The organism is Micromonospora sp. NPDC049102, assembly GCF_043197485.1.
Lineage (GTDB): Bacteria > Actinomycetota > Actinomycetes > Mycobacteriales > Micromonosporaceae > Micromonospora.
The window spans coordinates 38,902-51,149 of record NZ_JBICTE010000026.1; the positions used below are offsets into that span (position 1 = coordinate 38,902).

The following is a 12,248-nucleotide window of genomic DNA, read 5'->3' on the forward strand; positions in this document are numbered from 1 at the left end:
CTCAGCCTCCCTCCGCGAGCGCGGCCGACAGCCGCGCGATCAGCTCGTCCTCGGGCATCGCCGCCAGGTCGTCGTCGGCCTCGTCCAGCGCGCCGGACACCGTGGTGGTCGGCGCGCCACCGGCCGGACTCGCGACCGGGTCGAGCAACGTCAGCAGGTGATCGGTGAGCGCCGCCGCGTTGGGAAACTCGAACGTGAGCGTCGCCGGCAGGTCGACCCCCAGCGCGCGTTCGAGCCAGCCGCGCAGGCTCAGCGACATCACCGAGTCCATGCCGAGGTCGAAGAAGCCCTGGTGGGCCAGGACGTCCACGCCGGACGTCTCCCCCAGCACCTCGGCCACCGCGTCGAGCACCGCTTCCAGCAGGTGCTCGGCCCGCCGATCGGCCGGCAGCGCCAGCACGACGGCGGCCAGTGGCGCGTCGGGCGTCCCGCCCTCCGGCGTCCCGCCGTCATCCGCTGCGGGCTCGACGCCGATCTCGGCGAGGAACGCGCGGTCGGCCCGCTCCCGACACACCCGCGCGTACCGCGGAGCGTCCACGTCCGCCACCGTGACCCGGGTCAGGCCCGCCCGGAGCGCCACCTCGAAGGCCTCGCCCACGTCCGCGCCGGCCAGCGGCCGTAAGCCGCTGTCCACCATCACCATCCGGTCCCGGCGGGACAACTCGGCGGGGTCGTCGACGGGCATGAAGCGGACCACCCGCACGGGCCGACCGGCCCGCTCCCGGGCGGTGATCACCGCGTCGACCGCGCCCTCTGCCGCGGCCCGCGCGGCCATCCCGGTGGCTCCCCAGACCGCGGCCGCCGCGCCGGTCACGCAGAACAGCGGCGGCGCGAGGTCACGGGTCGCCAGATCCAGCCGGTGTACGACGTCAGCCCAGCCCAGCGCCCTCGACACCGCGTCCTCGTCGAGGGTGTCGATCGGGGCCGCCGACGCGGGCGACCCGACGATCAGCACGCCGCCGAGCGGGGCACCCAGCGCCTCCGGTGTCAGGTCGGCCGCGACCTGCGCCGCCGTACGGTCCGCAGCCGTCAGGTCGATGTGTCGCACCTCCACGCCGGCCGCCGTCAGCTCGCCGAGCCGGACGTCCCCGGGGGACGCGATGTCGGACGGCACGGCGTCCCCGACGATCAGCCGGGTGTCCCCGACGATCAGCCGGCGCAGGCCACAGCGCACGAGCACGTCGACGAACGGCCGGCTGGCCGGGCGCAGGGCGTCGGTCACCAGGTACCAGGCGTCCGGGTCGCAGTCGAAGTCGGGCAGCGCCACGGGCAGTGGGTCCGCCGTCGACAGCCGGGAGGCGTACCAGATCCCGTCACGCAGGCACACCTCGTCCTCGGCCGGCTCGGTGCGGGGTGCGCGCGATGCCGTGAGCGCGCCGGCCAGTCCGGCAGCGTCGCCGGGAGTCCAGCCGGCGTCCGCCTGACCGGGCTCGCCGTCCGCGTCGCGCGGGCCGGTGCCGAGTACCCGCAGGTCGACGTCGACCAGTCCGCCCCACACCGGTGCCGCCTCCATCGCGAGCACCCGCCCGGCCGCCCAGACCGCAGCCTGCGCCGGGTCGACCTCGCCGTCGCCGGTCGGCTGGTACGCCCCGGCGGTGACGACGCGCAGCCTGCCGGGTGCCGCGTCAAGCCCGTTGCGAAGGTGACGGGCCGCCCGCACCAGACGCGCGACCAGGACGTCGCCCGACACACTGCCGGGTACGGCCGCCGCGACCAGCACGATTCCGTGGTCCGGCGGAACATCGATCCACGGCGCGTCGTCCTCGGCTACGCCGTCGGTCGGCGTGCCCGCCCGGTCGTCGTCGCGGGCCGAGCCGACGGACGAGGGCCGCCAGATCGCCTCGACACCCGCGAGTCGCAGGCCGTCGACCACCCGCTGTCCCGTCTCGACGGACGCGCTCGTGAGTGGCACGACGAGCCACCGTCCGGTCGCCTCCGCGAGGGGCGCGGGGACGCGGCGCCAGCGGACCGCGAACGTACGCGCCGCCCAGCGGTCCCGGACGTCGTCGGACAGCGCGCGACCGACGGCGCCTCGGGACTGCACCTCGGGCACGACACTCGCAGTGACGGCGGTCGAGACCACGGTGGCGGCCGCACCGGTCGTGACGGCCACGGTCGCGGGGGCCGGCCGCTCCGCGACGGGTGCCGAGCCGTTCACCTGGTCCGGCGAGTCCACCCAGTGCCGGCGTCGCTGCCACGGGTAGCGCGGCAGCACCGCCCGGTACGGGCGGCGGCCGAACAGCGTCTCCCAGTGGATGCCGACCCCGCCCACGTGCAGTTGAGCGACGACGTCCAGGAAGCCGTCGGGGCGGCCCAGGTCCGTCCCGGCCGCCACGAGATCCGTCTCCCGTCCTGCCGCGACGGTCGCGGCGTCCGGCCCGGCGTCGACCGCGAGCAGCACCCGCTCCCCCGCCGCCACGAGTGGCCCGGCCAGCGCGTCCCAGTCGGGGGCCGGTGGGCGCAGGGCCAACGGGTGCTTACCGGAAACCGGCCCGCCCGTCGACGCCAGCCACAGCACGGGGGTCGCCGGCAGGTCGGCGGGCGTCGCCACGGTGACCGTCGCACCGTCGAGGGCCGCACGGACCGCCCGCGCCCGGTCCAGCGCACCAGCCGCACACGCCGCCGCCACCTCACCGACGCCCCGGCCGACGACCACGTCGGGCCGCAGCCCGTACGCCTCCCAGACGGCGGTCAGGGCGAGTTGGACGGCCAGCACCGCGGCGGGCCCGCCGCGCTCCGCACCCCCGGCGACCAGTGCCGCTCGCACGAGACCACCGTCGTCGAGCGCGTCCACCGTGTCCCGGAATGCGGGCTCGTCACGCTCCAGGGCACGCCAGTCCACCGTCACACGGTCGCCGTACACCAGCACCAGGCGCTCGGCCGCACCGGAGGCCACGCCCTGGTGCGTGCCGTCGCCACCGGACAGCCCGGCGGTGAGCGCGGCGAGCCCACGGCCGACCACCGCGAACCGGTGCTCCAGGTGAGCCCGGCGGGCCGCCGTGGCGTAGCAGATGTCGGCGAGGTCGGCGCTGGCCGAGGCGGAGAGTGCCCGGACGAAGCCGTCGCGCGCGCCGGCGAGGGCGCCCTCCCCGGCGGCCGACAGCACCAGCAGGTGTGCCCGGCCGGAGACGATCGCGCCGGCCCTCGACGCCGCACCGCCGCCCGACGTGAGGTGCCCGGCACCGTCCTGCGGCGACGACGCTGGAGCGGACGGCCCGCTGAGGACCACGTGGGCGTTGGTACCGGTGAAACCGAACGCGCTCACCCCGGCGACCCGGGACCGTCCACCGGTGGCCGGCCATGCCGTGGTGGACGTGGTGATCCGGACCGGGAGCCGCGCCCAGTCCACCTGGCCCGTGGGCTGGGAGACGTGCAGGTGCGCGGGCAGCTCGCCGTGTCGCAGCGCCAGCGCGGTCTTGATCAGCCCGGCGATACCGGCGGCCGCCTCCAGGTGACCGATGTTGGTCTTGACGGACCCCACCAGCAGCGGCCGGTCCGGCTCACGCCCGCCGCCGAGCGCACGGGCGATCGCCCGCACCTCCACGGCATCGCCGAGGACCGTCCCGGTGCCGTGCGCCTCCAGGTAGTCCACGTCCGACGCGGGGACGCCGCCCACCGCGAGCGCCGCCCGGATCAGCTCCTCCTGGGCCTCGCCGCCGGGCACGGTCAGCCCGCCGCTCGCACCGTTGTGGTTGACCGCGCTGCCGCGGATCACCGCGTAGACCCGGTCGCCGTCACGCTCGGCCTGCGCGAGTGTCTTGAGCACCACCACGCCGGCGCCCTCACCGCGCCCGTAGCCGTCGGCGCTCGCGTCGAAGGTCTTGCAGCGCCCGTCGGGCGACAGTGCGCCCGCCGCCGACATGGCCAGGTGCACGGTGGGCCGCACCATCACGTTGACCCCACCGGCGAGCGCGATGTCGGCCTCGCCCGCGCGCAGGCTCTGCACGGCCAGGTGCACCGCGACCAGCGAGGACGAGCACGCCGTGTCGATCGCCAGGCTCGGGCCGCGCACGTCCAGGAAGTACGACAACCGGCCGGCCGTCCCGCTGAAGGAGTTGCCCGTGCCGTAGTAGAGGTCGACGTCCCGGGCGCGTCGGGTGAGCAACTGCTGGTAGTCGGTGGTGTTCATGCCGACGTACACGCCGACGCGGGCGGAGCGCCGGTGTTCGAGCGTGACTCCGGCATCCTCGAGCGCCTCCCAGGCCACCTCGAGGAAGAGGCGCTGCTGCGGGTCCATGGCGCGGGCCTCACGGGCCGAGATCCGGAAGAACGCGTTGTCGAACAGGTCGATCCGGTCCAGGAAGCCGCCACGGCGGGTGACCACCGTGCCGGGTGCCCCGGGCCCCGCGCCAAGCAGCGCCTCCGCGTCCCACCGGTCCGCCGGGACGTCGCCGGTGGCGTCGACGCCGTCGCACAACAGCCGCCAGAACTGTTCCGGGCCGTCGGCCTGCGGCAGGCGGCAACCGATGCCCACGATCGCCACGGGCTCGGCCGGCCCACGCGGGGTCGACGCGACCGCTCCGGACGGCCGCGACACGACCGACGTAGTCGTACCCGACGTGCCACGCCCGAGCACGCTGGCAGCCGGCGCGATCGCGTCACGGCTCGGTAGCGGTGCGGGCTGGAGCGTCGGCCCTGCCGTGAGGAGTGACCCGGCCTGACGCGGCGGCTCGACTGCGCGCGAGGGCTCGGCCTGGACCGGCAGCTCGACTGCGCGCGAGGGCTCGGCCTGACGCGAGGGCTCGGCCTGACGCGAGGGCTCGGCCTGACGCGAGGGCTCGGCCTGACGCGGGGGCTCGGTCGGAAGGGCCTCGGTGAGGAGGTGGTCGGCGAGTGCGTCGATGGTCGGGTGCTCGATGCCGACGGCGGCGCCGAGGACGGTCCCCAGCTCCCGTTCGAGCCGACTGACGAGCGAGACCAGGGCGAGCGAGTCCATCCCCAGTTCGAAGAACCCACGCCCGCGCGCCAGGCGCCGGCCGGGCTCATAGCCGAGAGCCTCGGCGGCCGCGTCGTTGACCAGGGCCGCGATCCGCTCCCGTTCCCACGCCGTGCCGGCGCGGGTGCCGGAGCCGTTGGTGGCGTCGCGGCCGCCGACACCGACCCCGCCACCAACGTCGCCGCCACCGACACCCGCGCCCGCCGCACCAGCGCCGTCGCCCGTCGCGCCGCTGGCCGTCGCGCCATTGGCCGTCGCGCCGCTGGCCGTCGCGCCGCGGGTGTCCGCGCCGGTCGTACCCGCGCCGTTGGTCTCGGCGCCGTTGGCTCCCGCATCGGTGCCGAGTCCGTCGCCGAGGGCTCTGCCGTCCCGGCCACCGCCGCCGTTACGCGCCGATGCCGCCGGCACTCCGACCCCGGCCAGTGTCTGAACGACGGTGCCGTCCGGAGCGATGAGGCGTACCTCGGCTCGCAGCTCGCCCAGGGCCACCCCGGCGAGGGCATGCTCGGACCCGGCATGCCCCGGGGAACCCGCCCGCACCGTCTCCGGCGACGCCGGGACGACGGACGCCGCAGTCGGGACCGCCGGGCTCGGCAGCCAGTACCGCTCGCCGCTCAGCCGGACCGGCGGCAGCGGACTGTACCGCCGACCCTCGCCGTGCACCGCAGCCCAGTCCACCGCGACACCGGCGGTGTACGCCTCGGCGAGGGCTCGTGTCAGGGTCTGCACCGGCGGTCGCCCCCGCACCAGGCTGCCGATCGCCGCGCCCCGGCGGGACCGGGCCGCGAGTGACGCCGTCAGCGGCCCGGTCAGGACCGGGTGTGGGCCCAGTTCCAGGAAGACCGCCGGCCGCCGGGACAGCAGCCGGTCGATCGCCGGCCAGAACAGCACGGGCGCACGCACGTTGCGACCCCAGTAGGCCGGCCCGAAATCTGTTACAACCCCGGTCGGGTCGACGCTGGACAGCATCGGCACCCGGGGCGCGGTCCATGGCAACCCGTCGAGCTGGCGCTCCAGCTCGTCGCCGTACGCGGAGACCGCCGGGCTGTGGAACGCGTAGTCGCCGGCCAACGGCACGCACCGCGCTCCGGCGGCGGTCAGCTCGGCGAGGAGGCGGTCCAGGGCGGTGGCCGGGCCGGCGACGACGACCGAGCGCGGCCCGTTGACCGTGGCGATCACGACCTCGGCGTGCCGTTCGAGGGCGGCGGTGACCTCGTCGGCGGACAGCGCGACGGCGGCCATCCGCCCGCTGCCGGAGGCGGGCTGCAACAGCTCTCCGCGCAGCACGATGACCCGCAGCGCGTCCTCCAGCGACAGCGCGCCGGCGGCGCAGGCCGCGGCGACCTCGCCCATGCTGTGGCCGACCACCGAGTCCGGCGGAACACCCCACCGCGCCCAGAGCCGGGAGAGCCCGATCTGGATCGCGAAGATCGCCGGCTGGGCGAACCGGGTGTCGGACAGTTGGCTGCCCGTACGGCGGCCCAGTTCCTCCAGCAGCGACCACCCGGCGATCCGCCGCGTCACCGCGTCGCACTCGTCGAGCGTGGCCCGCATGGTCGGGTCGGCGCGGTAGAGGTCGAGGCCCATCTCCGGGTACTGCGAGCCCTGGCCGGAGAACACCTGCACCACGTACGCCGGCGCGTCGTGCAGCAGCTCACCGCTGACCGTGCTGGCGGACCTCTCACCGCGCTGGTGACCGGTCAACGCACCGCGCAGGTCGGCGGCCGTCGCGCCGGTCACGGCGAGCCGGTACGTGTGGTGGCTGCGCCGGGCGCCGGTGCTGAACAGCAGGTCGCCGAGCTGGTCGGGCTCTGCCGTCGCGGAGTCGTCGAGGAGCTCCGCGTGCCGCGTGACCTGGTCCGCCAGTGCCGACTCGGTGGGACCGGACAGCACCAGCACCGGCCAGGACACGGGTGCCGGGGTCGGGGCCGGGCGGTCCTGTTCGGGTGCCGCGAGCACGACGTGGACGTTGCTGCCGGACAGGCCGAACGCGCTGACGCCGGTCAGGCGGTGCGGGGTGTCCGGCAGCGTCGTACGGGTGGTGGGGACCGCCAGCCCGGAGCCGGACCAGCCGAACCGGGGCGTCGGCTGGGCCAGCTTGATCTGCGGCGGCACCACGCCGGTACGCGCGACGAGAAGCCCCTTGAGCAGGCCGAGGATGCCGGCGGCGGAGTCGAGGTGGCCGAAGTTGGCCTTGTGTGAGCCGATGAGCAGCGGGCGTTCCGGTGCACGCTCCGGACCGAAGACCGCCGCCAGCGCGCTGAGCTCGATCGGGTCGCCCAGCGGTGTGCCGGTGCTGTGTGCCTCGACGTACCCGACGTCCGCGGGCGCCACGTCGGCATCGCGGAGCGCGGCGCGCAGCAGCTGCTCCTGGGCGACGGCGTTCGGCGCGGTCAGGCCGGCGCTGCGGCCGTCGTGGTTGGTCGCGCTTCCCTTGATGACGCCCCAGATCCGGTCGCCGTCGGCGATGGCGTCGGCGTACCTCTTGAGGACGACCACGGCCCCGCCCTCGCCGCGTACCACGCCGTCGGCGGCCGCGTCGAACGGGCGGCAGAGCCCCTGCGGCGAGAGCGCCTGGATGTGCCGCATGTAGAGGGTCAGCTCCGGACCCACCATCAGGTTCACACCGCCGGCCAGCGCGGTGTCGCAGTCGCCGGCCGCCAGGGCGCGCGCCGCGAGGTGCACCGCCAACAGCGAGGACGCGCAGGCGGCGGTCAGGGTCATGCACGGCCCGTTCAGGCCGAACGTGTACGCCACGCGCCCCGAGCCGAAGCTGAACTCCTTGCCGCTGGCGTAGTGCGCTCCCACGTGGTCGACACCGAGGGTGCGGGCGTGCAGGACGGCGTAGTCCATGGCCAGGATGCCGAAGTAGACCCCGGTGTTGCTGCCGGACCAGGTCGACAACGGCACACCGCTGTGCTCCATGGCCCGCCACGCGAGTGTGAGGAGGAGGCGCTGTTGCGGGTCCATCTCGCGCGCCTCGCGCGGCGAGACACCGAAGAACTCCGCGTCGAACAGGTCGATGTCGGGCAGGAACCCGCCGACGCCGACCGTGTCGAGCGAGGCCGCGCCGGGCCGCCCGGCCGGCACGCGGCCGGTGACGTCGCGGCCCTCTTCCAGGACGCGCCACAGCGAGTCGAGGTCGTCCACGCCGCCGGGAAACCGGCAACCGACGCCCACCACCGCGATGTCGGTGACGCCTGCCCTGGAGGCTGGGCGACGGTCGCGGCGCATCCCCACGGCACCCCCCACGTGCATCCGCCTTGGTGAACCACGGCGACCATTCCCCGCCTGATGATTTCCCTGTACGTTGAAGTACATCGGACGAGAAGCGAGATGTCAATGCTGATAGATCACGTCCCGATGGACGAAAAAGCTCTGGCGAACGGCAGTTCAGCCCTGTCGTCCCTGACCGTGTTCGGCTTCCCGGCCGCGGGCGGCTCGGCAGCGCATTTCACCAGGTGGAGGCGATGGCTTCCGGCCGGAGTGACAGTCGAGCCGGTGGAGTTGCCCGGGCACGGCACCCGCCGGCAGGAGCCGGCGATCGACGAGTGGCCCCGGTTGGTGGCCACGACGTGCGACATGTTGCGCGACCGGGTGTCCGGTCCGTACGCCCTGGCCGGGCACAGCTTCGGCGCGCTGCTGGCGTACGAGGTTGCGGCGACGCTGCCCCGCACCGGCCCGGGCCCGGCGTTGTTGATCGCCGCGGGCCGTAACGGGCCCGCCGCCGGTCTCGCCCACCGCCCCCTGCACGCGTTGGACGACGACCGGCTGATCGAGTCGCTGCGACGTCTCGGCGGCACTCCGGCCGACGTCCTCGCCGAACCGGCGCTGATGCGGCTCGCCCTGCCGGTGCTGCGGACCGACCTGCGGCTGGCCGAGACCTACGCCCGCCCGCCCCGGCCGGCGTTGACGTGCCCGATCACCGCGGTGGTGGGCCGGCACGACCGGATGGCCGACGCAGCGGGCGCACTGGCCTGGCAGCAGGAGACGGTCGACCGCTTCGACCTGACCGTTGTCGACGGGGGGCACTTCATCCTCGACCATCCGCAGGTCATCGCGGCGGTGACGGCGCGAACGACCGAGCTGCTTCGTCCGGCGAGTCGGTCCGGGGCCGGTACCACCAGCGGTTGACCCGTCCCGCCACCACCACTGCCAGCAGCGCGAGGGCCGTCCCGGCCAGCAGGTCGACGGCGTAGTGCTTGCGCAGGTACAGCGTGGACAGCACCAGCCCCAGGCCGATCGGCAGGTACCACCAGAACAGCCGACGGGCGTCGCGCCACAGGTACACCATCAGCACCACCGTCATGGCGGTGTGCAGGCTCGGAAAGAGATCCCGCGCCGGGCCCTGGACCGCGGTGATCGCGTCCAGTGCGCCACCGATCGCCCCCTCCTGACCGGGAAGCGGGTCGGCGTACGTGTCGGTCTGGTAGATGTGCGGACCGACCCCGGGCACCAGCACGTAGCCGGAGTAGCCGACGACCGCCGTGATGGAGATCGCGAGCGCGAAGTCGTGGTACTCGCGCGCATGGCCCCGCAGGTACGAGGAGATGGCCCACGCCGCCTGGGACAGGCCGTAGCTCAGGTAGCAGAACGCCATGAACAACGTCAGCGCGGGTGAGCCGAGGGTGTCGTTGAGCCAACGGCTGACGTCGGTGCCGAAGACGGCCCGGTCGAACTCGATCAACGCGGGGTCGACGAGTGGGAAGTCGAGCTCCGGGGTGACGACGCGCAGGCTCGAGTAGATCACCACGCAGGACAGGAACGGCACCGCCGTCCTGGCCACCCCACCGACGGTCCTGACCAGCCTGGCCGCGCCGCTCGCCCGCACCGGGACGCCCGACGCGGCGTTGCGCCGCCGCCTCGACAGCGCGAGCCCGGCGATCAGCGCGCCGACCAGCACTGCCGACGCGGCGAGCAGCGCCCACGAGAGCGCGCCGGTGAGCAGGGCGAGCCCGGCGACGAGCGTGAGGGCCACCGCGAACAGGCACTCCTCCGGCCAGAGCAGTGGGTCACGCCGGCCATCGCCCCGGTCCCGTGCGACTGCCACGGGCCGGGGCGTGCCAACGGTCATGCCGTCTCGCCGGGAGCGGACGACGACCGCCACAGCACCGGGCAGAACTGCGGGTCGCTGTAGTCGGGCAAACCCGCCTCGTCACGACGTACCAGGGAATCGTGGTTGTAGACGACGAGGTCGCCGTCGGAACGGTGGAACCGCCGGTACTGGTTGTCGCCGTCCTGCAGGTGCAGCGAGATGGCCCGTCGGGGACCTGAGCTGCGGTTGGCGCCGCTGCCGTGGTAGGTGCGGCAGTGGTGGAAGCTCATGTGTCCCTTGGGGATGTGCATGGGGATCTTGTTGACCTGAGCGCCGTTGAACTCGGCGTTGGCGACGAGCAGATCCTCCAGCTCGGAACGGTCCCGCTCGGCGAAGTGCTTCGTGGTCTTGTCGTCGCCGCCGATCTCCTTCCAGGTGTTGCTGCCGTCGACCATCGTGATCGTGCCCATCTCCTCGGTGCACTCGTGCATCGGGATGAACGCGGTCAGCATCCGCTCGGACGTGCAGGTCTGCCAGTAGTGGCGGTCGAAGTGCCAGGGCACGATGTTGGTCGGCTCACCGGGGCTCGGCGGCTTGAGGATCAGCGTGCTCTGGAACACCCGGATCTCGGCCGCCTCCGCCAGCCGGGCCGCCACCGCCCCGATGATCGGCTTACGCAGGATCGCGGCGACCTCGTCGCTCTCGTAGTGCACGTAGTCGTTGTGCCGCTGCACGTCGCCGTGCTCCGGCTCCCAGTAGGCCAGCTTCGCCGGCCGCCGGGGCAGCCGCCGGTCACGGTGACCCGCGTAGAACCGCTCGCTGGCCTCGACGAGCGTGTCCACCTCGTCGTCCGTGAGCAGCTTCTGGCTGAGGTACCAGCCCCGCTCGGCGTACGACCGGACATCCTCGTCGGTGGGCAGCGCGGCCCGCTCCGCGTCGGTCAGCGTGAATTCCGTCGTTGTCATCGCGCTCCTCTCATGGTTGATCCCTTGTGGTGACCGCCCCCGCGTCCGCCTCCCGGGCCCGCGCCGTCGACGGAGGGCCGAACATCAGGCTGACGTTGTGTCCGCCGAACGCGAAGGAGTTGGACAGCACCGCGCGGGGCCGGACCGCTCGCGCCTGACCCCGCACGTGGTCGAGGTCGCAGGCCGGGTCCGGCTCGTCCAGGTTGTGAGTCGGCGGCAGCATCCCGTGGGTGATCGTGAGGGCGGCCGCCGCCGCCTCCACGGCTCCGGCGCTGCCCAGCAGGTGTCCGGTCACACCCTTGGTGGAGCTGACCGCGGGGGCGTGCGCGCCGAAGGCGATGTGCACGGCCCGGCTCTCGGCCACATCGCCCAGCTTGGTGCTCGTACCGTGCGCGTTGATGTAGTCGACGTCGGTGGGCGCGACGCCGGAGTCGGCGACCGCCCGGCGCATGCTCTGCGCGGCGCCGACACCGTCCGCGCGCGGCGACGTGGGGTGGTGGGCGTCCGTGGTGGCGCCCCACCCGATGATGTCGGCGTAGCCGGCCGCCCCTCGCGCGTCCGCGTGCTCGGCGCGCTCGACGACCATGATCCCGGCCCCCTCGCCGAGCACGAAGCCGTTGCGACGCCGGTCGAACGGGCGGCTCGCCTGCGTCGGGTCGGACCAGCCGGTGGCGAGCGCCCGTGCGTTGGCGAAACCGGCGGTGCCGGTCGGCCCGAGCGGCGACTCGGCGCCACCACACACGACCACGTCCGCGTCGCCGACCCGGATCAACCGCAGCGCTTCCGCCACCGCGTGGGCGCTGGCCGCGCAGGCGGTGGCGATGCAGGAGCTGTAGCCCTGTATGCCGTACCGGATGGCGATGCGGGCGGCCGCCATGTTGGGAAGGAAACCCGGATAGAGGTACGCGCTGACGGCGGTACGGCCGCGCGCCTCCCGCGCCTTCGCCTGGGCCTCGTAGGTGGTGAGGCCGCCCGCGCCGCTGGAGACGACCACGGCGACCCGAAGTGGGTCGACGTCGCGGCCGACCTCCAGTCCGGCGTCGCGCATCGCGTCGTCGGCGGCGGCCAGTGCCATGATCAGGAATCGGTCGGCGACCAGCACCTCGTTGCGCGGGAGCACGGTGGTGGGGTCGATGTCCGGAGCGATCCCGACCGCCTCCGTGGCAGCGGCTGCGCCGTGCCCCTCGGGCGGGCGCACCAGCCCGGAGCGCCCGTTGCAGATCGCCGCGAAGAAGTCCTCCACGCCCCGCCCGACGGGCGTCACCAGCCCCATGCCGGTGATGGTGGCCGAGGGTCGGGTCGATCCGGTCAT

Annotated in this window: 5 protein-coding genes; 1 reads left to right on the forward strand and 4 read right to left on the reverse strand. The window is 74.2% G+C overall.

All coding sequences use genetic code 11. From position 1 onward, the window contains the following. Position 1: 1 nt before the first annotated feature. On the reverse strand, positions 2–8,170 hold the full coding sequence (locus tag ACGFH9_RS22660) for a beta-ketoacyl synthase N-terminal-like domain-containing protein (protein WP_393222498.1): 8,169 nt from the start codon (positions 8,168–8,170) through the stop codon (positions 2–4). 129 nt (positions 8,171–8,299) lie between these two features. Here ACGFH9_RS22660 and ACGFH9_RS22665 point away from each other — a divergent pair, with 129 nt between their 5' ends. Next, a complete protein-coding gene (locus ACGFH9_RS22665) occupies positions 8,300–9,070 on the forward strand; it encodes a thioesterase II family protein (protein WP_393222500.1) in 771 nt (256 codons plus the stop codon). Here the strand turns inward: ACGFH9_RS22665 and ACGFH9_RS22670 are convergent. Genes ACGFH9_RS22670 through ACGFH9_RS22680 form a run of 3 tightly spaced genes read right to left on the reverse strand, consistent with a single transcriptional unit; the run spans position 8,991 to position 12,248 of the window. Further along, positions 8,991–9,986: a phosphatase PAP2 family protein gene (locus ACGFH9_RS22670; protein WP_393222503.1), complete on the reverse strand. Its 996-nt coding sequence runs from the start codon at positions 9,984–9,986 to the stop codon at positions 8,991–8,993. The genes ACGFH9_RS22665 and ACGFH9_RS22670 overlap by 80 nt on opposite strands. A 20-nt stretch (positions 9,987–10,006) precedes the next feature. Beyond that, entirely contained in the window at positions 10,007–10,936 is a 930-nt protein-coding gene (locus ACGFH9_RS22675) for a phytanoyl-CoA dioxygenase family protein (protein ID WP_393222506.1), read from the reverse strand. A gap of 10 nt (positions 10,937–10,946) precedes the next feature. After that, complete coding sequence (locus ACGFH9_RS22680) at positions 10,947–12,248, reverse strand: beta-ketoacyl-[acyl-carrier-protein] synthase family protein (RefSeq protein ID WP_393222508.1); 1,302 nt, start codon at positions 12,246–12,248, stop codon at positions 10,947–10,949.

Bases quoted from the DNA above. Each gene is read 5' to 3' on its own strand.
- ACGFH9_RS22675 (WP_393222506.1), bottom strand. From the start codon at position 10,936: ATGACAACGACGGAATTCACGCTGACCGACGCGGAGCGGGCCGCGCTG.
- ACGFH9_RS22665 (WP_393222500.1), top strand. From the start codon at position 8,300: ATGGACGAAAAAGCTCTGGCGAACGGCAGTTCAGCCCTGTCGTCCCTG.
- ACGFH9_RS22680 (WP_393222508.1), bottom strand. From the start codon at position 12,248: ATGACCGGATCGACCCGACCCTCGGCCACCATCACCGGCATGGGGCTG.
- ACGFH9_RS22660 (WP_393222498.1), bottom strand. From the start codon at position 8,170: ATGCGCCGCGACCGTCGCCCAGCCTCCAGGGCAGGCGTCACCGACATC.